Here is a 20503-nt window from a genome sequence, read left to right on the forward strand (position 1 = left end):
TCCTCCGATAGTCGAGCAGGAGTGACTCTAAAAGATTCTTTGGATACCAAAGAGGACCATCAGCCCGGCAAACCCGCAAGTGGCAACGCCAAGATCTTTACGTACCTGAGATCGGCTGGCAACGATCGAAACATAAGATCGGACAATTCGGACAACCGTTGAACCACCTGGACGAACGTTACGTGTTCTTGTGTTCCTTCGCGAAGCGCTCGAACGCCTGTAGAGCTTGGGCGTTGACCAGAGCGCCGGTACTGGCCGCCTGGTCGACCGGTAAACCATTGAGGATCCGCTTGACCGGCACTTCGAGCTTCTTTCCCGAAAGCGTGCGCGGCACTTCCGGAACCACGACGATCAGGTCCGGAACATGCCGTGGCGACAAGGCGGCCCGCAGGTCGCCGCCGATCCGCGCGCGCAACTCGTCGTCGAGCTCGGCGCCGGGTGCGAGCACCACGAACAGCAGCAGCTCGTCGGTCTGGTCCAGATGGATGACGAGGCTGTCGGCGATCTCCGGCAGCGCCTCGACAGTGGAGTAGAACTCCGCCGTGCCCATCCGGATGCCGCCGCGGTTGAGCGTTGCGTCGGAACGTCCCGTGATGCGGCAACTGCCACGCTCGGTGATCTCGATCCAGTCGCCGTGCCGCCAGACGCCGGGAAAGTCCTCGAAATAGGCGGCGTGGTAGCGCGAGCCGTCGCGGTCGCCCCAGAAGCCGATCGGCATCGACGGCATGGGGCGTTCGATCACCAGCTCGCCGAGCTCGCCGACGACCGGGCGGCCGTGGCTGTCGTAGGCGGCTACGGCCGCGCCCAGGCAGCGGCAGGACAGCTCGCCGGAGTAGACCGGCAGCCACGGCGATCCGCCGACGAAGCCCGTGCACAGGTCGGTGCCGCCGGAGAACGACTGCAGGAAAACGTCCTTGCGGACGTTCTGGTAAACCCAGTCGAATCCTTCGGCCGGCAACGGCGCGCCGGTCGAGCCCATCGCGCGCAGGCGGCTGAGGTCGGCGAACTCCGAGGGGTTCAGCCCGGCCTTGTGGCAGGCCATGACATAGGGCGCGCTGGTGCCGAAGAACGTGATGCCGCACTCCTGCGCGATCCGCCAGAGATAGCCGAGATCGGGGTAGGCGGGATTGCCGTCGACCAGCACGATCGTCGCACCGGTGGCCAGGCCGGAGACCAGGAAGTTCCACATCATCCAGCCGGTCGTGGTGAACCAGAAGAAGCGGTCGCGCGGCCCGAGATCCATGTGCAGCGTCAGGGTCTTGACATGCTCGAGCAGGATTCCGCCGTGTCCGTGGACGATCGGCTTCGGCAGGCCGGTGGTGCCCGAGGAGTAGAGGACGTAGAGCGGGTGGTCGAACGGGACCGGCTCGAACGTCAGCTCGGTGCGCTCGGACAGGAAGTCCTGCCAGGTCGAGGTGTCGTCGCTCGCGCTGTCGTACGCATCGGCGCGCAGGTAAGGCAGTCCGACCAGGTGGCGTACCGACGGGAGCGCGCCGCGGATCTCGGCCACCTCGTCGAGCCGGGAGATGTCCTTGTTTCCGTAGCGATAGCCGTCGACCGCGACCAGCACGACGGGCTCGATCTGGCTCCAGCGGTCGACCACGCTGCGCGTGCCGAACTCCGGCGCGCACGAGGAGAAGATCGCGCCGAGGCTGGCCGTGGCCAGCAGCAGCACAAGCGTTTCGGGGATGTTGGGCAGGTAGGCCGCCACCCGGTCGCCGCGGCCAACGCCGAGCCGTTGCAGGCCGGCGCGGGCTCTCGCCACGGCGTCGAGCAGGTCGCCGCCGGTCAGGTCGACCGGCTCACGCGTCTGCGAACGGCTGAGCACGACGGTCTTCTCGCGCGGCACCGACCGCAGCAGGCGTTCGGCGTAGTTGAGCGTGGCGCCCGGGAACCACACCGCACCGGGCATCGCGTCGGAGGCGAGCACGGAGTCGTAGTTGCTGCCGATGCGGTAGTAGTCCCACACGCTGCCCCAGAAGCCGGGCAGGTCGTCGACCGACCACTGCCACAGCGAGGCGTAGTCGCGAAAGACCTTGCCCCGCTCGTGTTCGAGCCACCAGAGATAGTCGCCGATCCTGGCGCGGTCCAGCACATCATCGGGGGGCGACCATAACGTTGCGCCGACCTCGGCTCCCAACCTGCGCCTCCGACTTGGGTTCCAGTGCGACCTTGCCAATCCAGACGTTAACCCAAACCGGCGGGTTCCGCGCTACTGAGCGGGCTGATCGTTATGGTTCCAGCCGGCCCAGGCGGACTCGACCATCGAACGCAGGTCGTGTTCGGCGGTCCAGCCGAGCGTTTCCCGGATCCGTTCCGCGGAGGCGATCGACACGGCCGGGTCACCGGGACGGCGGCCGAGCTCCTCGGGTGCGAGGTCGGCGTGGCCGGTGACGTCGAGGATGGTGTCGACCACCTCGCGGGTCGAGGAACCCTTGCCGGTGCCGACGTTCAGCGTGAGCCGGCTCTGCCCGGCGTTCCCGGTGCCGTTGGCCAGGTGCGTCGCGGCCGCGACGTGGGCGGAGGCGATGTCGGACACGTGGATGTAGTCGCGGATCGTCGTGCCGTCGGGGGTGGGGTAGTCGGTTCCGAAGATCTGCGGCGGCTTGCCCTGCGTCAACTGTTCGAAAACCATCGGAATCAGGTTGTATGCCCCGGTGTCGGCGAGCTCGGGACGGGCCGTGCCGGCGGCGTTGAAGTAACGCAGGTTGACGTAACGCAGGCCGCTGGAACGCGCGACGTCGGCGATCAGCCACTCGCCGGCGAGCTTGCTCTCACCATACGGACTGGCGGGCCGGCAGGTGAGATCCTCGGTCAGCGTCTCGGCTTCCTGGTCGCCGTAGACCGCGGCGCTGGAGGAGAACACGAGACTGTCGACGCCCGCCTTCTCCATGCCGCGCAGCAGCGACACCAGCGAGCCGATGTTCTCGCGGTAGTAGAAGAGGGGGTTCTCCACCGACTCCCCCGGCTGCTTCTTCGCGGCGACGTGGACGACACCGCCGATCTCGTAGTCACCGAGCAGCATCGCGACCAGGCTGGTGTTGACCGAGCCCTTGACGAACTGCACTCCTTCCAGCTCGGCGATCCGCGCCTCCCTGCCCGTGGACAGGTCGTCGAGCACCACCACCTGCTCTCTGGCGGCGTGCAGGGCATGAACGACGTGTGCGCCGATGAATCCGGCGCCTCCTGTGACGAGCCAAGTCATGAAGCGACCATAGCGAGACACGCGTCAGATGATTACGGCTGCCGCTCCGCTCCGGGCACGTACAACTACCGCCCCCGCGATGAGCAGGGCGATCGCACACAGGGTAAGGACGATCTGGCCGGGGACGTAGGTCGCCGGGGTGCGACCGTAGAGATCGTTCAGGACGAAGCCCAGCCAGCCGTACGTCAGCAACAACCCACCGGCGAGCGCCAGCCGATGCTTCGCATCCCAGCCGGTGCGCCGCGACACCTGGCCGAGCCAGTAGGCCGCGACGGCCAGTGCCAGCAGGCCAAGCGCCACGCCGAGCCAGCTCTCCGGCCGCAACACATAAGCGCTCGATACGGCCAGCGCGACCGCGCCGACAAGCCACCACCTCGGCGCCGGCCGGTCGATCGCCGGCCGGTGCTTCGGCAGCAGGAAGGCCGCGACCACGAACGCCACCGCGACGACGGCGGCACCGGCCAGCTGGCCGGGTGCGGCGAGGAAGCCCTCGGTCGAGTGGATCTCGTCGAAGATCAGCCAGGAGCCGCCCAGGTAGATCAGTGCGACGATTGCCAGTCCGAGGTTCCCGAGCCACGGCGACTCCCTGCGCTCCTCGCGTACGAACGTCTCCACGATCGCGATCGGGGCGCCGATGCTCCAGATCACGTGGCCTCCGACGAACGCCAGCGCGTTGGCCGCGCTGAAGCCGAGCGCCGGGATGTAGGCGCCCGGCGTCACGCCGTCGAGCTCGGGCGGGTTGAAGAGCGTCTGGTCGATCAGGCCCGCCTCCAGCGTTCCGTACGCCGCCGCCAGCAGCAGGATCGCGGGCCAGCCACGGCCGGTACGGCGGGCGATCTCGCGGACCAGCAGCGCGCCGCCGCCGTACATCGGCGCGAGGAACGGCAGCGCGGGCAGCTCGGTGATCGGCACGTTGCCGAGGAGGAACTCGCCGACGAACGGCGACAGCAGGAACAACCCGGCGACCGGAAGCAGGCGGCGCAGCATCATGCCGGTCACTCTCCCCCGCCGCGAATCGGGCGGGCAGTAGCCAATCGGCCAGAACCGCTCGACGAAAGTTGCCTCTTGCGCAACGCATACCGAGTATGCATACTCAGGATGCATGTCGATCAGATACGGTTTGCTGGCCCTGCTCGAGGCCGGCCCGAAGCACGGCTACCAGCTGCGTGGTGAGTTCGAGCAGGCGACCGGTGGCACCTGGCCGCTGAACGTCGGGCAGGTCTACAGCACGTTGAGCCGCCTCGAGCGCGACGGCCTGGTCACGGGCGTTAGTGGCGAGGAGAGCGACGAGAACGGCCGGGTGCGCTACCAGATCACCAAGGCCGGAGACGCCGACCTGCGCCTGTGGCTCCGTACACCGATCAGCCGCGAGGCCCGGCCCCGCGACGAGCTGGCCATCAAGCTGGCGCTGGCGTTGAGCGTCCCCGGTGCCGACGTGCACCAGATCGTGCAGACCCAGCGCACGGCCACGATCCGCACGCTGCAGGAGTACACCCGGCTCAAGCGCACCCCCGGCAAGGACGAGCTCTCGCGGGACTTGTCGTGGTCGCTCGTCCTCGACTCGCTGATCTTCGCCGCCGAGGCCGAGGTCCGCTGGCTCGACCACTGCGAGTCCCGCCTGGCCCGCGCCGCTGCCGAACCAAGGCCGCAGCGCCCCAGCACCGGATCCAACACCGAAGAATCCGAACACGAGGGGATCAGGCATGAGCGGTAACCACGTACTGGAACTACGCGAGGTCAGCCGAACCCACGGCAAGGGCGACACCGCTGTGCACGCGCTACGCGGCGTCAGCCTCACCGTCGAGCCGGGCGAGCTGGTCGCCGTGATGGGCCCGTCCGGCTCCGGCAAGTCCACACTCCTCCACCTGGCCGGCGGCCTCGACTCCCCGACCCAGGGCAGCGTTCTGGTCGAGGACACCGAACTCGGCACATTGTCCCGGGCAAAGGTCGCCGCGCTGCGGCGCCGCTCGATCGGCTACGTGTTCCAGGACTTCAACCTCATCCCCGCGCTCACCGCCGCCGAGAACGTCGCCCTGCCACGCGAACTCGACGGCGCCTCCGCGCGGAAAGCCCGCAAGGAAGCGCTCAAGGCACTACGAGAGGTCGGCATCGACCAACTGGCTGACCGCTTCCCCGACGACATGTCCGGCGGCCAGCAACAACGCGTCGCCATCGCCCGCGCCCTGGTCGGCCAGCGCCACCTCGTCCTTGCCGACGAACCCACCGGCGCCCTCGACTCCGAGACCGGCGAACAGGTGCTGCGCCTCCTACGCGCCCGCATCGACGCCGGAGCCGCCGGGCTGTTGGTCACCCACGAGGCCAGGCACGCCGCCTGGGCCGACCGCGTCATCTTCCTCCGCGACGGCACGACGGTCGACGACACCGGCCGGCCCTCCGCCCCCGAGACGCTGCTCCACACGGCGCCATGAACGGTCCGGGGTGGGAGCCACGAAGGAAGCGGCGGGCCGGGGTGTGGAGGGGTCACTCCGGACCGCGGCTGACGGGGAGGCCGGCATGACCGGGCCCTGGCGGGTGAGCCTTCGCCTGGCATGGCGCCAGATCTGGCGGGCCAAACGTCGCAGCCTGCTCGTCGTCGCGATGATCGGCGGGCCCGTGCTCTTGTTCGCGGCGGTGTCGACGCTGTACCGCACCGCGTACGACCACAGCGAGGCCGAGGCCGCGCTGCTCCAGCTCGGCTCCGCCGACGCACTGGTGACGGCGAACCACGGGCCGCTGCCCCAGGACCCGACCGGCCACTTCTACGAATCGGCCGATGGCCACGGTGCTGCGCAGTGGTCGACGTCCGAGCAGGTCGCGGAGGCGACCGGTGGGCAGGTCACGGCATACCGCACCGGCGAGAACCTGGTGCTGATCCCGGCCGAGCACGGTGCGCGGGCAGTCGAGGCGCGCGAGGTCGACCTCCGCCGTCCGGCTGCGTCCGGGCTCGCGACCCTGACCGACGGGCGGCTGCCGCGTACGACCGGGGAGGTGCTCGTGTCGCGTGCGCTGGCCGATCGGGGGTACGCGACCGGCGATCGGCTCCCGATCGAAGGCCGCGGCATCCGCACCGTCGTCGGCGTCATGCGGCTGAGCGGAGTGAGCCCGCAGAGCGAGCTGCTCGTCGGACTGCCCGGATCCGTCCTCGGCGACGCCGACGCGAACGCGGCGTACCTCGTCGACACCGGTGGCCGGCCGATCGGCTGGGAGCAGGTCCAGGAGCTCAACCGGCACGGCCTGATCGTGCAGTCCCGTGCGGTCATCCTCGACCCGCCGCCGACGGCTGGACCGACCGAGGTGTCCGAGAGCTTCCTGGCGGTCGCGGCCATCCTGCTGATCGTGGTGATCGTGCTGCTGGAGGTCGTGCTTCTCGCAGGCCCGGCGTTCGCGGTCGGCACCAGGCGGCAGGCGCGACTGCTGGCCCTGGTCGTCGCGACCGGCGCGACCGGCAGGCAGGTCCGCCGGATCGTGCTGACCCAGGCGGCCGTACTCGGAGCCGGCAGCGCGATCGCCGGGGCGGCGCTCGGCGTCGTCCTGCTCGCGCTCGCCCGGCCGTGGCTCGAGGTGCCGCTGAACGCCATGCTGTACCCACTCCAGGTCGGCCCGGTCGACCTGCTCGCGCTGGTGGTCGCCGGCACGTTCGCAGCCGTGGTCGCCGCGAGACTGCCCGCCGCGCAGGCCGCCCGGCAGGACACTGTCGCGGTCCTGGCCGGCCGGCGCGGAGAGGTGGCCGGAAGGCGCGGCTGGCCGATCGTCGGGCTCGTGCTGGCCGTCGCCGGTGCCGCTCTCGTGGCGTTCGGCACGCCACGGATCGGCGGGGAGGGCCTGGTGGCCGCGGGCACGATCGCCGTCGTGGTCGGTGCGATCCTCGTCACGCCGGTCGTGATCCGCGCGGTCGGCCGGCTGGGTGGACGGTTCCCGCTGTCGATGCGGCTGGCCAGCCGCGACGCTGCCCGGCACACCAGCCGGACCGCGCCCGCGGTCGCCGCGATCATGGCGACGGTCGCCGGCCTCACGACGGTGGCGATCGCGTCGTCCAGCGACAGTGCCGAGCAGCGGCGGGACTACGAGCCGCGGCTCGCGATGGGCGCGATGGCGATCAAGATCCCGTCGGTCCGGCCGGCCACGGCTGTCGGGCTGACCGGACAGGTGGAGCGCGAGCTGCCGGGCAGCCGGCCCGCGCTCGCGTACGAAACCGGACCGAACGTCAGCGCGGACGACGGCGCCGGGCGCCGAGATCTCGGAGTGCTCGCCTGGTCGTGCCGTCGCGCCGACGTCGAGGCCTGCCTTGCCGCGGGCGGGGGTCAGGAGATCCGGTCGGCGGCGGAGATCTACGGCAACGTGGTCGCCCGGCCCGATGCCATCGGCTTCTGGCTGGCGACTCCTTTGCCGGCTGCGCAGCGACGGGTGCTGGAGCGCGGCGGCGTGCTGGTCTCGAACCCGAAGGCGATCGGCCCGGACGGCACCGTACGCGCGGTGACCTACCGGGAGGAGCCACAGGGTGAGGGCACGACGCTCACCGACACCAAGGTGGTCCAGCTGCCAGCGGTCGCGCTGCCACCGGCGACCGGGCCGGTGAGCGAGTACGTCGCCGAGACAGCGATGACACCACAGACGGCGAAGCGGCTCGGCCTCGACACCGCGCCGAGTCGCATCGTCGTACCTCCACCGCCCGGCGGGATCAGCTCGGGTCGGGAGGACCGGCTCCGGCAGCTCGTCCTCGGTGTGTCGCAGTTCTCCGAGGTCTATGTCGAGCGCGGCTACATCGACCCTTCGACGACGATCTTCCTGCTACTCGGCGTGGTCGGTGCGCTGATCGTGCTGGTCGCGACCGGCACTGCCACGGCGCTCGCCCTCGACGACGCCCGGCCCGACTTCGCCACGCTCGCGGCGATCGGCGCCGCGCCGGCCACCCGGCGGACGGCGGCCGCGGGCCAGGCCGCGATCACCGGCGTGCTCGGCGCGCTGTTCGGCGTCGCGGTCGGAACCGCACCCGGCCTCGCGCTCACCTGGCCGTTGACCGCTCCGTCGGCCGGAGGGCACGTGATCGACATGCCCTGGCTGCTGCTCGGCACCGTCGTCGTCGCCGTCCCGCTCGTCGCGGTGCTCGGCGCGGCAGTGCTCACCCGATCCAAGGTCGCGATGATGAGGAGATACGAGTGAAGCTTGGCCTTTGGCGCACCGCGTTCCGGCTGGCCCGGCGCATCGACGCCCACCTCGAGGTCCCGGCACTCACGCACACCGGCCGGCCGTTCAGACCGGAGACGCTGCTGGGGCGTGCGCGATGAGCCGCTGGCGGCCGATGTTGCGGCTGGCCTGGCGTACCGCCCTGCGGTCGAAGGGACGCACGGCATTGATCGCCGTGCTCGTCGGGCTGCCCGTGTTCGCCGGAGTCCTGGTCGACGTGATCGTCCGGATCGAGAACGGGCCGGTCGAGAGCAGATCGCTGTGGCAGTTCGGTACGGCGGACGCACATCTGGAGGTGACAGGCGCCGACCGAGTGGTCGTGCACGGCGTGGACGCGTTCAAGGTGCTGTGGAGCAAGGCCGGGGGCGCCCATAACCGGGACCCGCACGCGATCGACCCGGCCACGCTGCTGCCACCAGGCTCCCGAGTGATCCGAGCGCCGGAGTGGCCGAACGTCGACGTGACTACCCAGGGCCTGCGGGCGGTGGTCCCGGGTCAGCGGCTCGCCGCGGGTGATCACCTCGCCGCCGGTATGACGTTGCTGCGTTCCGGTCGCTACCCGGAGGCGGCGGACGAGGCCGCGATCAGCACGAGTCTCGGCCGGAGGCTGGGCGTGGGCGTCGGCGAGACGGTACGGATCGGCAAGGCCGGCACCCGGGTCGTGGGGATCGTCGACCGGCCCGACCGGCTCAAGGCCGAGGGTGTGCTCCTGCCACCTCGGCCGGCGGCAAGCGCACGAACGGCGTACCTGGTCGACCTGCCTGACCTCCGCAAGGAGGAGTTGCACGCACTGGCAGGACGGCTGCCCTCCAGCGGTGCTGTGCTGATGCCCCGGGATGCCCTCGTCCACCCGGAGGAGTGGGACTCGTTGTTGGCCGGTGGACCACCTCCGACCCTGGAGTCGCTGCAAGGGCTGGCACTGGGTGCGTTGTGTGTCGGCTTCGGCCTGCTCGAGGTCGTCCTGCTGGCCGGCACGGCTTTCGCTGTCGGCGCGCGCAGGCAGACGCACGACCTCGGGCTGATCGCCGCGACGTCCGGCGGCTCGGCCAAGGACATCCGGCGTGCCGTTCTGGCACAAGGTCTGGTCATCGGCCTGCTGGGTGCCACCGCCGGCACCGGTCTGGCGCTCGCGCTCCCCGTCCTGGCCAAGCCGGTCACCGAGCAGGTGCTCGACCAGGCGATCGACGTGTGGCCGTTCGCACCCCTGGACTACCTGGCCCTGATCGCGATAGGCGTGCTGTCCGGGCTCGCCGCGGCCCTGGTGCCGGCGATCGGTGCAGCCAGGATGGAACCGATCGACGCACTCTCCGGACGCTTCAAGGCCCTCGGCGGGCTGGCCAGACCTCCCAAACTGGCGATCGCGCTGCTCGGCGCGGGCGTGGCCGCAGGCATCGGCGGCGGTGCGCTGCTCGGATCTGCCTTCGAGGAGTTCCGGCGTTCGCAGGCCCAGCTGCGGGAGATCGGCATGGGCGCCTACAGCTCGGCCGACGGTCTCAGCCTGCCGGTGGGACTCTGCCTGCTGGGGTTCACGCTCGCGTCGTTCGGCCTGGTCCGGCTGATGCCCACACTGGTGAGCTGGGTCGGCGCGCTTGGCGCGCGGCTGCCGCTCAGCACCAGGCTGGCCTTCCGCGACGGCTCGCGGCACCGGCACCGTACGGGCCCGGCGGCCTCCGCGATCATGATCGCCGTCGCTGCCTCGATCGGTGGCGCGTTCGTGCTGGCCGGCGAGGAGGCCGCCGCCCGGGCGAGCTACACCGCGTCGATCCCGCCCGCCTCGGGGTTCGTCCAGTTGCCCAACCGGGAGGCCGGGCCGGGCAAACTCGCCGAGGCGGAGGCAACTGCCGAGCGAGCGGTATCCGGCGTTCCCGCCGACCATGTCTGGCGGCTGCGATCCGCGGTCACCAAGAAGGCGACGGTGAAGACGCAGACTCCGCAGCTCGATCTCGGCGGCAACGCATACGGCCTGCTCGACGGCGAGGTGGCGGTGATGCCGCCGGACTACCTCGACGTCTTCGGCACCGCTGCGGCATCAGACCTGGCCGAGGCCAAGCAGGCACTCCGCGAAGGCGAGTCGGTCGTGCTCAACCGCGCCTACATCCAAGCAGACGACAAGATCTGGATCTGGCACGAGACGCCCTCCAGCGACTGGGAGGGTTCGCCGCGGCAGAAGCTGGCCGCCGAGGTACTTGATCTGCCCGACGGCTACCGCTCCCTCCCACCCGTCGTGGTCAGCCCGGAGACCGCCGAACGCCTCGGCTGGCAGGTCAGGCCCTACGGGCTACTGCTCGCCCTGAAGGAAACCGTGACCCAGCGCGAGCTCGATGGGGTCGCCGGCTCGCTGGCCGGTTCAGGGCTCGAGCTCTATGTCGAACGTGGTTACCAGCCCGGCAACCAGCTGTTCCTGTTGATCGTGGCCGGTTTCGGGGCTTTCGTGACGCTGGTCGGTGTGGCCATCTCGGTCGCGCTCTCGGCTTCGGAGGGCCGCGCCGACCTGGCCACGTTGGCCGCGGTCGGAGCCCAACCCCGCCGGCGGCGTGCCCTGGCGGCCGCCCAGGCATTGCTGGTCGGTGGCCTGGGCTGCCTGCTCGGAATCCTGCTCGGCGCGTTCCTGGCGGCGGCCGCGCAGGCCGCGGTCGGCGCGCCGGAGTTCACGGTGCCTTGGACAAGCCTGCTGATCACGGCGGTCGTGATCCCATTGTTCGCCGCACTGTGCGCTGCGCTGTTCACCCGTTCCGAACTTCCCATGGTCAGGAGGGCAGAGTGAACGCCGGCTGAGGCTCGGCCGCGGGCTTCGAGCACCGTAGCCCGGCTTCGCGGTCCGCTACTCGATGCTGCCTCCGCCGCGTTCCTCGCTGGCGCCAAGCTGCCGATGATCCGACGAATCGAGTGGCGCGCGGAGAGGGTCCCCCGGCTCAATGGTCGAGCGGAGGGGGAAGTTCATGGAGTCGAAGCCATCCGGGCGCGGGTTCGGGCTGGGCGTCGGCACGGCCGCCGCGGCGGCTGTGACCGCCGCGCTGGTCAGGCCGGCGCCCGCGGCGGCAGCGGTGTCGGAGCTGCCCGGCATCGTACTGATGTCGGACTACGCGGGTGCCGACGACACCGAGAAGATGCGCAACGCGCTCAGCACGGTCCCGCGATCTCGGCCGGACGGCGGCCCGCCGTCATGGTGCCGCCGGGCACCACGTGGGCCACCGGCACCGCGCCGTTCCAGTTGTTCGACGGCTGCCAGATCGTCGGTGGGTTCGCGCCGGAGACGGAGTTCTCGTACGGCTCGCGGGTCACCTGCTCGGGCAGTGCGGTGTTCCGGCTGAAGCAGGGCAGCAACGCTCGCACCCAGGGCGTCGTGATCCGCGACCTCGGCTTCGAGGGCACGTCCTCGACCGACTGGTTCGAGCAGGTCACCGACAGCGGCGCCGGGCCGATCCTGGCGTACTCCGCCTTCGACGGGATCTCCGTCGACGGCTTCCGGACGTGCACGTGACCGGCGGCGTCTGCGTGGAACCGCACCGCGGGCGCTCGGGTACGTGCAGGAAGGTGCCGGCCGGATCTTCGTCAACGGCACCGAGATCGCCTGACCCCACCCGCGCCGGGGCATGGAACGGGCGCCCACCTCGCGGCCTTGAGGTGGACGCCCGGTCTGCGGAGTCCGGGACTCGCGGTCGCACCACGCGCGAATCGGACTTCCGCACTCCTGCCGGGGCGTACGTGCTGCCCGCGAAGTCACGTACGAATCGACGTCAGGAGCTCAATCCTCGAAGGATCAGCCGATCAGATCTCTGGAATGGGATCCAGTCGCCTGGCCGGCGTCGCAGCGGCGCCCGAACGCCGATGCGTGAGCCGGTCGATCAGCCGAGCCCTGTGCTTACCTGCGATCCGGCGGCCCCCGCCACCTCGCTGGCGCGCGCTGTGCGCCAGCCGGCTTGCCGCCCAGGCGGCTTCCGCACACTGCCACTCCTGTCCGCAGAACCGGCATCGCTCGGTCTCGGCCACCCGCTGAGGGACGACCCGCCAGCGCAGGCGGTAACGGACCTGCTGGGGCGCCGGCCGGTGTATCAGCGACAGATACCGGGCTTGGGCGTCCAGCAGTGGATCGGACCAGGCAACCCAGCCGTAGCCGGGCACGAAGACGCGCGCCGAATCCCCCGCCGGATCACTCCGGGAGGTGTGGGGGCCCGTCCCCCCACCATCGACATCTGACCGGTCGGCCAGGCGAGACTTCGAGACTTCCTCGAGGACGTTTTCTACTACCAATGCGTCGTCCGACGGCCCATCGGACTTGTCGGCTGGCTCGGCTGATGGTTCCGGAGGTTGAGCGGAATCGCCTTCGACTTCGCCGGAATCCTCCTGGGCTACCTCGGTCAAGTCATGCACAGAACACGCGGGCAAAGTGGCCGTCATGTGGGTGTCGCCCCTCCCTTTCGTTGGCCGCTTCGTACAGGGATCCGGCCCACCCTGCGTATTGCCCCGGTGATCACGAGTGTACGAATCGTTATGCCGTACGGAAGCAGCACAGAAGCGTCTCCTCGGGGCTTTACGGTGTCGTACGGGTGTCTTCCCTGGACAAGCCGGACCGAAGGAGAGGAAACCGGGCACACCCTCTTCCCTTGTCCGTTCAACGTGACTTATCCTGCGTGCGGGACCGGGGACTTGTGCTGACCGCTGTGGGGCGGAGGATTTGGGTGTCCGGTCGAGAACTGGCTCCGGTGTCGGAGCCTGTCCAATATTCGAGTCTGCTCAAGGCGTTGTTGCATAACCGCCATTTGCAGACACATGCCGCGTTCACGGCGGAGTACGAGAAGATCGCCCGCCGCATAGACCGCGGGTTGATCGGCAGTGCGCCAGGTCGTGAGCAGCTCCAACGCTGGCTTTCCGGCCGGGTGAAGACGCTGCCCCGTCCACACCACTGCCGGGTGCTGGAACGCATGTTCCCTGGTCATACGGCGGCGGAGCTGCTGGCTCCGTACCGTCCCGGCGCCGAGCTCGGAGAGCACACCGTCACGGTGCTGCCATCCGCCGAAGGCCTCACCGACCAGCGTGAACGTCCGATGGGCAAGGCCGGCAAGGTCGCGGGCGCGCTCGGCGATCTGGTCGCCGGCACGCTCTGGCACGGTCCCGACCAGCTCGAGGCCGCGCTCGACAAGGGCACCGCCGGCACCGGCCGGCTGGACTTCCTCGACGCCGAGGCCGAGCGGCTGGGCGCCCGGGTGATCAAGGTGACCCCGTCCAACCTGCTGGAGGAGACGCTGCTGCACCTACGCAGCGTGAAGGAACTGCTGGCCGACCGGCAGCCGATCTCCGCGCAGCAGCAACTGGCCCGGATCGGCGCCAAACTGGCGACGGTGATCGGAGAGATCCTGTTCATCGACAACCACTTCGCGCTGGCCAGGCGGTGGTACGTCGCGGCGCGTCGGTCGGCGCTGGAGGGCGGCGACCGCGAGCTGGCCGACACCGCGCTGTGCGGCGAGACCTACCTCCCGACCTACTCCGGCGACCCGCGCGGTGTGCTGGCGTTCGTCGAACCGCGGCTGGAGGCCACGCCGGCGCCCACGCCGACGCCGGCGGTCGCCTGGCTGTGGGCGTTCAGGGCCAAGGCGCACGCGGCGCTGGCCGACCAGCGCGGCTTCGAACGCTCGATCGTCGAAGCGCGCAACGTGCTCGACAAGTGCCGGCCGGAGCAGATCCGGCCGGGCATCTTCTCGTTCCTGCCGGAGAAGCTGGAGTTCTACGAGGCCCACGGCCGCGTCGACCTCGGCGACACCGGCGGCGCGATCCGGGCGGCCGAATCCGCGCTGCGCCGCTACGACCCGACCGACACCCAGGAGCCGGCCCTGGTCAAGCTGGAGAAGGCGAGCGCCCTGATCCAGCTGCGCGAGCTCGAGGAGGCCTGCCGCGTCGCGCTGGCCGCGATCACCGAACCCGTGACCTACCACGGCGCCCCGATCGTGATCCGGGCCCGCCAGTTCGACGCCCTGCTCGGCCCGACCAGCCACGCCAACCGCGAGTGGCGTGAGCAGCTCGCCGAGCTCCGCCTCCCCGACCCGTTCACGCTCACCTGACAGGAGCAGAGAGCAGCCGGCCTACGACCGGACTCGGTCTTTCACACGGTCTTCACCATCGGCGACCGCCCACCCAGGTATGTTGATCTTGTCCGCATCCTGGGACCGCAGGGCCGCGGATCGGCTGGTTCGACAGTGATCCTGCGACCAGGAACGACGCACCCCAGGTGCCAAAACCGGCACCAAATCCGGCGTTGGCTGTCCGTGCCACCCGTCGCACCCCTACGATCACCGTCGGTGCGCCGTCGTACTATGCGGAGCCCACGAGCAGACCAAGCAAGACCGAGCAAGACTCAGCAGGACCCAGCGAGATCCAGCAAGACCACCGACCGGGCGGGGCGCCCGGCCGACACATACCTATGCGGAGGGGGCGACCAGTGCAGGCGACCGCGTTCCTCGTCGGGCCCGTACCGCCCGGCGAGGCAGACGAGGTGCCCGTGGCCCGGCAGCTGCGGGCCCTCGGTTATGACGTCGTCGACACCACGTCCGGCGACGACGCGGGGAGCCAGTTGCTCAGCGCGGTGCAGGACGCCGGCTCCGGGCCGGTCGCTGTCGTCGACCGCCGCTACATCGGGCATCTCCATGTCCTGCGCCAGGTCCTGCGCGACCAGCGCTACGACGCCTCCTCCGGGCCCGGCGTCGTCGCGGTCTCGGCCAAGGGACGCGACCAGCTGCTCCACGTGCTGCCGGTCGCCGGTCCCGACGTCGTACGCCTGGCCGACGAGCTCTCCGACCACACCGACGTGCGCTTCGTCGAGGCCGCGCCGTTCGTCGCCGGCCTGGCCGACACCGAGGACGACCTCGAGGCGCTGCACGCCAGGATGGCCACCGTCGACGAGGAGAAGCTGCGGCTGAAGAACGCCGTCAAGTCCGACGACACGATGTTCACGACATTTGCCGTACGCACCTACTCCGGCTACGTCGCCCGCTGGCTGGCCCGCCTCGGCGTCACCCCCAACCAGGTCACGATCTTCTCGCTGCTGGTCGCCGTCGGCGCGGCCGCGGTCTGCACCACCGGCTCGCGGCTCGGCTACGTCCTCGGCGCCCTCCTGTTCCACCTGAGCTTCGCGCTCGACTGCATCGACGGCGACCTCGCGCGCTACTCCCTGCGCTACACCCGGCTCGGCGCGTTCCTCGACGCCACGTTCGACCGGCTGAAGGAGTACGCCCTCTACGCCGGCCTCGCGATCGGCTCGCTCAACTCCGGCGTCGACGTGTGGTGGCTGGCGGCCGCCGCGATGGCGCTGCAGACCATCCGGCACCAGATGCACTTCGCCTACGAAGAGGTCACCGCCGGCCCTGGCGAGGCGCCGCCGCTGAGTGCCGAGCTGCAGTCGAAGCTCACCGGCAGCCGGATGAAGGTCTGGCTGCGCCGCGCGGCCGTCCTCCCGCAGGGCGAGCGCTCCGCGCTCCTCTGCCTTCTGATCATCTTCACCACACCGCAGATCACGTTCGTCGTGATGCTGATCGCCGGCCTGCTCGCGGGCGCCTACGGCTTCCTCGGCCGGATCCTGCGCAGCCTGAAGCGCCTGCACCGCGGCTGGTCGAGACGCGCGGCCACCTCGCTCGGCGCGATGGTCGACGTCGGCCCGATCGGCTGGATCGTCCACCGCAGCCTGCCCGGCCGCTCGCTGCCGGCGCCGCTGGCCACGCTGATCGGCCTGGCCGTGCTGGTGTTCGCGCTCGCGGCCGCCGCGTTCGACAGCGAGACCTGGCGGGCCTGGGTGTGGGTCGGCGTGCTGTGGTACGTCCTCGCGATCAGCTTCGCCAGCCGGCAGCCGCTCAACGGCTGGGCCGACTGGGTGCTGCCGCCGTCCTACCGCGCCGCCGAGTACGGCACGGCGATCCTGCTGATCACCTATCTCGAGCCGGTCGCGCTGCCCGCCGCGTTCGCCTACGTCGCCGCGTGCGCCTACCACCACTACGACACGGTGTACCGTCTACGGGGTTCCGGCACCGCGCCGCCGAAGTGGCTGGTGATCGCCACCGGCGGTCACGACCTGCGGATGCTGGTGCTGGCGGTGCTGGGTGTTGCCGGCGGGGGCGTGATGGCGATCGGCCTGTCGGTGCTCGCGATCTATCTCGTCGTGCTGTTCGTCGGCGAGAGCGTCGCAAACACCGTGGGCTGGATCCGCGCGGAGAGCGCGCTGGCCGGTGGCCGGGTCGTGGAAGGCCACGAAGAGCTCCGGGCACCCGACGAGGCCGGCGACGACCGGGCGAGCAAGCCCGCCACCGGTGGCGGAGGCAGTACCCCAGGAACCACCCCAGAACAGGAGTCCCAATGATCGGTGTGGTGCTCGCGGCCGGCACGGGTCGCCGGCTGCAGCCGTTCACCGACACGCTGCCCAAGGCACTGGTCCCCGTACCCACCGAAGGCCCAGCGGGCGCAGCTGAGACCACTCCGCTCGACGTGATCCTCGGCAACTTCGCCGAAATCGGCCTCACAGATGTCGCGATCGTCGTCGGATACGCCGCAGAGGCCGTCGAGCAACGCAAGGCCGCCCTGCAGGACCGCTACGGCCTCAACCTCGAACTGATCCACAACGACCGGGCCACGACCTGGAACAACTGCTACTCCTTGTGGTGCGCGCGCGACCTGTTCGGTCAGGACGTCCTGCTGTCCAACGGCGACACCATCCACCCGGTCTCCGTCGAGCACGATCTCCTCGGCAACACCGGCCCGGCACTCGTGCTCGCGGTCGACAACGCCAAGCGGCTCGGCGAGGAGGAGATGAAGCTCCTCTACTCCGGTGAGCACGGCGTCACCAGGATCACCAAGCTGATGGATCCCGGGCAGGCCTACGGCGAGTACATCGGCGTCGCCGCGATCTACGCCGAGGTCGCCGCCGCCCTGGCCGACGCGCTCCGGGCCACCTGGGAACGCGACCCGGGCCTCTACTACGAAGACGGCTTCCAGGAGCTGATCGACCGCGGCGACTTCCGCGTCGAGGTCCAGCCGATCGGCGAAGTCCCCTGGATCGAGATCGACGACCACGCCGACCTCGCCCGCGCCGCCGGCGTGCTGCGCGAGCTGAGCGTGCGGCGCCAGGGGGTTTGAGCCCGGTTTGCCGATCCTTGCCCGGATGATCACGACGCCTGTCGTCGTCGACGTAAGGCATGGCGCGATCGCCGACCTCGCCGGGTTGCTCGCCGACCAGCGGATCTCGGCGGCCGGCCGGGTCGCGATCGCAGTGGGCGCGAGCTCCGGCGAGCGCCTGCGCGGCCTGCTAGAGCCGGGTCTGCACACCGCCGACTTCTACACCGTTCCGGCGGGCACCGTCGACGCCGCCGTCGCGCTCGCCGACCAGGTGAAGGGCCGCTCCTACGACGCGCTCGTCGGCGTCGGAGGCGGCAAGGTGCTGGACGTCACGAAGTACACCGCTGCCCGGGTCGGCCTGCCGATGGTCTCGGTCGCCACCAACCTCGCCCACGACGGCATCGCGTCGCCGGTGAGCATCCTCGACAACGACGCTGGCCGCGGCTCCTACGGCGTGCCCGCGCCGATCGCGATCGTGGTCGACCTCGGCCTGGTCCGCGAGGCGCCGTCCCGCTCCGTTCGCGCGGGCATCGGCGAGGTGCTGTCCAACCTGTCGGCGATCACCGACTGGGAGCTGTCGCACGAGCACACCGGCGAGCCGATCGACGGGCTCGCCGTCACGTTCGCGCGAACGGCCGCCGAGGCGGTGCTCCACCACCCCGGCACGATCGACGACGACGACTTCCTGCTCGTCCTCGCCGAAGGACTCGTGTTGTCGGGCCTGGCGATGGTCGTGGCCGGCAGCACGCGGCCCTGCAGCGGCGCCTGCCACGAGATCTCGCACGCGATCGACCTGCTCTATCCCGACCGGGCCGGTTACCACGGCGAGCAGGTCGGCCTGGGCGCGGCATTCGCCTCATACGTACGAAACCTGTACATAGGGTCTGGCTCCCCATCCCAGCCGGATAGCGAGGACGGTCATCCGCGCCCGGCTGGCAAGGCCGAGGAGGAGCCAGGAGGGGCCTCCGGCGATCGACGAGAACGCAGCCAGGCGGGATGCGGGGGCCGCCGCAGCCCGGCTGGGACGGGGAGCCAGACCCTAGCGACAATGAGTGGTGAACAGCTGGGGGCGCTCACTCGTTGCCTGATCAGGCACGGCCTGCCGGTGCTGCCCAGCGATCTCGGTTTCTCCGAAGGGGAATTCAGCCGGATCGTCGGCGCGGCACCCGACACGCGGCCTGGCCGATACACGATCCTCGAACACCTGAACCTCGACTCGGACGGGTTGCACGCCGTAGTGAAGGATTACGTACGTGACCGTGAACGCCCTGCCAACGATCGCTGAGCTTCGAGCGAAGGCACACCCCCCAGGGCTGCTCGACCGCCGTAGCGGAGAGCACTGGGCGGGCCGGTTGTACATGCGGCAGATCTCGCTGCATGCCACCCGCGGCTTCCTCGTGCTCGGCCTGTCGCCCAACCAGCTGACCGGCATCATGATCCTCTTCGGCGTCGCTGCCGGGTTCGCGCTTCTGATCCCGGGTCTGGCCGGCGCCATCCTGGCCGCCGTGCTCGTGCAGATCTATCTCATGCTGGACTGCTCCGACGGCGAGGTCGCCCGCTGGACCGGCAAGACCTCCACGACCGGTGTCTACCTCGACCGCGTGGGCCACTACATGTCGGAGGCCGCACTGCTCGTCGGCCTGGGCTTCCGGGCCGCCGACAACACCGCCACCGGCTACGCCGTGCTGGGCCTGGCGGCCGCGCTCGGCGCCGTCCTGATCAAGTCGGAGACCGACCTGGTCGATGTGGCTCGCGCCCGGCGCGGCATGGAGACCGTCACCGAGGCGGCCGTCGAGCCCAAGGGATCCGCGCTGGCCAAGGCGCGCAAGGCCGCGCTCGTCCTGAAGTTCTACCGCCTGATCCTCGCGATCGAGCTGTCGCTGTTCATCGTGGCCGTCGCCATCGTCGACGCCATCCGCGGCGACCTGCTGGCCACCCAGATCCTCACCGTCGCGTGCGCGGCGGTGGCTGCCCTGCAGGTGGTGCTCCACCTGGTCAGCGTGCTGGTGAGCAGGCGCCTGTCGTGACCGAACGTGAGCCATGGACTCGGCCAGCGGATGGCCCGCGGCCGAGCGTGGCCTGCGTGTTTCTCACCATGGGCGACCGGCCGGAGGAGCTGGAACGTGCCGTGCGCAGTGTCCAGGACCAGCTCGGCCCTCCGGTCGAGGTGATCGTGGTCTGCAATGGCGTTCCCGCGCCGAAGCTGCCCGACAGCGTCACCATCGTCGAGCTGCCCGACAACGTGGGCATCCCCGGCGGGCGCAACGCCGGGATCCAGGCCGGCCACTCCGAGCTCGTGATGTTCCTCGACGACGACGGCTGGCTGGCCGACCAGGTGATCGTGGAGCGGCTGCGCGACCGCTTCGTCGACGACCCGCGGCTCGGCATCGTGTCGCTGCGGATCGCCGACCCCGACAGCGGCCTCACCCAGCGCCGGCACGTTCCGCGCCTGGAGGCGAGCGACCCCGAACGTACGTCCGAGGTCACGACGTTCCTCGGCGGCGCCTCGATCATCCGGCGCCAGGTTTTCGACGAGGTCGGGCTGCTGCCGGAGAAGTTCTTCTACGCCCACGAGGAGACCGACCTGGCCTGGCGGGCACTCGACGCCGGCTGGCGGATCTGGTACGACGCCCAGTGCGTGCTCTACCATCCGGCCACGTCGCCGACCCGGCATCCCGCGTTCTTCAAGATGAACGCCCGCAACCGCGTCTGGCTGGCCAAGCGCAACCTGCCGGTGCCGCTGGCGGTCGTATACCTCCTCACCTGGATCCTTGTCACACATCTGCGTGTGCACAGCCGCGCTGGGCTGGCCGCGTGGTGGTCCGGATTCTTCGATGGCCTACGCTCTAGCGCCGGTGAACGTCGCCCGATGCACTGGAGCACCGCGTGGCGTATGACCCGATTACGCCGCCCGCCGATCGTGTGACGCAGTTGCAAGCGTTCAAGCAGCGAATCGACCGAGATATCGACCGAGATGAGGACACTGGCGAGCATGACTCAGGGCGCATCCGCGGTGACACG

Annotated in this window: 15 protein-coding genes; 12 read left to right on the plus strand and 3 right to left on the minus strand. The window is 70.1% G+C overall.

Translation table 11 applies throughout. The annotated features are described in order from the left end of the window. Window positions 1–178: 178 nt before the first annotated feature. From ACYVF6_RS24810 to ACYVF6_RS24820, 3 genes are all read right to left on the minus strand, one after another. Window positions 179–2095 (minus strand): acetoacetate--CoA ligase, encoded by a 1917-nt coding sequence (locus tag ACYVF6_RS24810; RefSeq protein WP_460524907.1) that lies wholly within the window; start codon window positions 2093–2095, stop codon window positions 179–181. 117 nt (window positions 2096–2212) lie between these two features. Then, on the minus strand, window positions 2213–3205 hold the full coding sequence (galE, locus tag ACYVF6_RS24815; protein ID WP_460524908.1) for an NAD-dependent epimerase/dehydratase family protein: 993 nt from the start codon (window positions 3203–3205) through the stop codon (window positions 2213–2215). Window positions 3206–3229: 24 nt separating this feature from the next. Next, complete coding sequence (locus tag ACYVF6_RS24820; protein WP_460524909.1) at window positions 3230–4195, minus strand: hypothetical protein; 966 nt, start codon at window positions 4193–4195, stop codon at window positions 3230–3232. Between the two features lie 112 nt (window positions 4196–4307). On the opposite strand from ACYVF6_RS24820, the gene ACYVF6_RS24825 reads away from it, so the two are divergent. From ACYVF6_RS24825 to ACYVF6_RS24880, 12 genes are all read left to right on the plus strand, one after another. Beyond that, window positions 4308–4919: a PadR family transcriptional regulator gene (locus ACYVF6_RS24825; RefSeq protein WP_460524910.1), complete on the plus strand. Its 612-nt coding sequence runs from the start codon at window positions 4308–4310 to the stop codon at window positions 4917–4919. Further along, window positions 4909–5634, plus strand: a complete 726-nt coding sequence (locus ACYVF6_RS24830) for an ABC transporter ATP-binding protein (RefSeq protein WP_460524911.1) — start codon at window positions 4909–4911, stop codon at window positions 5632–5634. Before ACYVF6_RS24825 ends, ACYVF6_RS24830 begins: the two co-directional genes overlap by 11 nt. An 85-nt stretch (window positions 5635–5719) precedes the next feature. After that, window positions 5720–8365: an FtsX-like permease family protein gene (locus tag ACYVF6_RS24835; protein WP_460524912.1), complete on the plus strand. Its 2646-nt coding sequence runs from the start codon at window positions 5720–5722 to the stop codon at window positions 8363–8365. Continuing rightward, window positions 8362–8490: a hypothetical protein gene (locus ACYVF6_RS24840; protein WP_460524913.1), complete on the plus strand. Its 129-nt coding sequence runs from the start codon at window positions 8362–8364 to the stop codon at window positions 8488–8490. Before ACYVF6_RS24835 ends, ACYVF6_RS24840 begins: the two co-directional genes overlap by 4 nt. Next, entirely contained in the window at window positions 8487–11153 is a 2667-nt protein-coding gene (locus tag ACYVF6_RS24845; protein ID WP_460524914.1) for an ABC transporter permease, read from the plus strand. Before ACYVF6_RS24840 ends, ACYVF6_RS24845 begins: the two co-directional genes overlap by 4 nt. Before the next feature lie 399 nt (window positions 11154–11552). Further along, window positions 11553–11870 (plus strand): hypothetical protein, encoded by a 318-nt coding sequence (locus ACYVF6_RS24850; protein ID WP_460524915.1) that lies wholly within the window; start codon window positions 11553–11555, stop codon window positions 11868–11870. Between the two features lie 1279 nt (window positions 11871–13149). Further along, complete coding sequence (locus ACYVF6_RS24855) at window positions 13150–14445, plus strand: hypothetical protein (RefSeq protein WP_460524916.1); 1296 nt, start codon at window positions 13150–13152, stop codon at window positions 14443–14445. Window positions 14446–14822: 377 nt separating this feature from the next. Beyond that, on the plus strand, window positions 14823–16730 hold the full coding sequence (locus tag ACYVF6_RS24860) for a DUF5941 domain-containing protein (RefSeq protein ID WP_460524917.1): 1908 nt from the start codon (window positions 14823–14825) through the stop codon (window positions 16728–16730). Next, window positions 16727–17503 (plus strand): phosphocholine cytidylyltransferase family protein, encoded by a 777-nt coding sequence (locus ACYVF6_RS24865; protein ID WP_460524918.1) that lies wholly within the window; start codon window positions 16727–16729, stop codon window positions 17501–17503. The genes ACYVF6_RS24860 and ACYVF6_RS24865 overlap by 4 nt, the downstream gene beginning before the upstream one ends. 25 nt (window positions 17504–17528) lie before the next feature. After that, the gene (locus ACYVF6_RS24870) at window positions 17529–18767 is read left to right on the plus strand and encodes an iron-containing alcohol dehydrogenase family protein (protein ID WP_460524919.1); all 1239 of its coding nucleotides are present in this window, start codon (window positions 17529–17531) and stop codon (window positions 18765–18767) included. Continuing rightward, a complete protein-coding gene (locus tag ACYVF6_RS24875; RefSeq protein ID WP_460524920.1) occupies window positions 18736–19509 on the plus strand; it encodes a CDP-alcohol phosphatidyltransferase family protein in 774 nt (257 codons plus the stop codon). The genes ACYVF6_RS24870 and ACYVF6_RS24875 overlap by 32 nt, the downstream gene beginning before the upstream one ends. Window positions 19510–19565: 56 nt before the next feature. After that, a complete protein-coding gene (locus tag ACYVF6_RS24880; RefSeq protein ID WP_460524921.1) occupies window positions 19566–20408 on the plus strand; it encodes a glycosyltransferase family 2 protein in 843 nt (280 codons plus the stop codon). Window positions 20409–20503 lie beyond the last annotated feature (95 nt).

Source organism: Flindersiella endophytica (assembly GCF_054779015.1).

Coding starts and splice junctions, on each gene's coding strand:
- ACYVF6_RS24850 (WP_460524915.1), top strand. CDS start 11,553: ATGGTGCCGCCGGGCACCACGTGGGCCACCGGCACCGCGCCGTTCCAG.
- ACYVF6_RS24865 (WP_460524918.1), top strand. CDS start 16,727: ATGATCGGTGTGGTGCTCGCGGCCGGCACGGGTCGCCGGCTGCAGCCG.
- ACYVF6_RS24870 (WP_460524919.1), top strand. CDS start 17,529: ATGATCACGACGCCTGTCGTCGTCGACGTAAGGCATGGCGCGATCGCC.
- ACYVF6_RS24845 (WP_460524914.1), top strand. CDS start 8,487: ATGAGCCGCTGGCGGCCGATGTTGCGGCTGGCCTGGCGTACCGCCCTG.
- ACYVF6_RS24825 (WP_460524910.1), top strand. CDS start 4,308: ATGTCGATCAGATACGGTTTGCTGGCCCTGCTCGAGGCCGGCCCGAAG.
- ACYVF6_RS24820 (WP_460524909.1), bottom strand. CDS start 4,195: ATGATGCTGCGCCGCCTGCTTCCGGTCGCCGGGTTGTTCCTGCTGTCG.
- ACYVF6_RS24835 (WP_460524912.1), top strand. CDS start 5,720: ATGACCGGGCCCTGGCGGGTGAGCCTTCGCCTGGCATGGCGCCAGATC.
- ACYVF6_RS24830 (WP_460524911.1), top strand. CDS start 4,909: ATGAGCGGTAACCACGTACTGGAACTACGCGAGGTCAGCCGAACCCAC.
- galE (WP_460524908.1), bottom strand. CDS start 3,205: ATGACTTGGCTCGTCACAGGAGGCGCCGGATTCATCGGCGCACACGTC.